Raw genomic sequence first — 768 nt, forward strand, 5'->3', positions numbered from 1 at the left:
TTTATAAAAAGCCTGTAATTGCAACAGGATACAGTGGTCAAACTTACTTTTGCAACGAAGATACAGCCTTTTTAATAGACTACACCTTTGAACCTTCAAAATCCCACGTTAGCTCTCCTTTTTCCTACTGGGTAAATCCAAAAAAAGAAGACCTTATAGAAAAAATGCTTTTCATTTACAAAAACAAAGACTCACAAACAGTTAAACAAAAAGTAGAAAATGCGTATAATCTAATAAAAACAAAATTTACATGGGAAACTGTAGCAAATAAACTAGAAGAAGCAATAAAATATGCAGATAGTCTTCCTGTATTTTTAGACAAAAAAATAAACCTTGCATGGATAAGCACATTTAACACAAAATGTGGAATAGCAACTTACTCTCAGTTTTTAATAGACAATCTACCTGATTTTATAAACCCAATAAAAATTGCAAATAAAATTCAACAAGAAGAAATACTAAACCAAGAAGAAGAAAAAAACATAAACAGACTTTGGAGTTTTGGGCTATCAGATACAGATATAAAAAACCTAACAAATTTTATAGACAAAAATGCAGACGCAATTTTAATCCAACACCACTTTGCATTTTTTGATACAAACCAGTTTGGAAAACTACTACAAAACCTAAACAAACTAAATAAACCAATATTTATAACCTTCCACAGCACATACACAGACATAAAAAAATACTGTCTGTCAAATATAAAAAACCAACTGAAACTTGCAACAAGAATATTTGTCCATAACATTCAAGACTTAAACATAA

The 768-nt window shown here is 29.3% G+C and carries 1 pseudogene; it reads left to right on the forward strand.

Annotation, left to right across the window (positions count from 1 at the left end):
• Positions 1–768: pseudogene (locus tag HG1285_RS20180) on the forward strand (group 1 glycosyl transferase); the annotation flags it as partial.

The organism is Hydrogenivirga sp. 128-5-R1-1 (genome assembly GCF_000171895.1).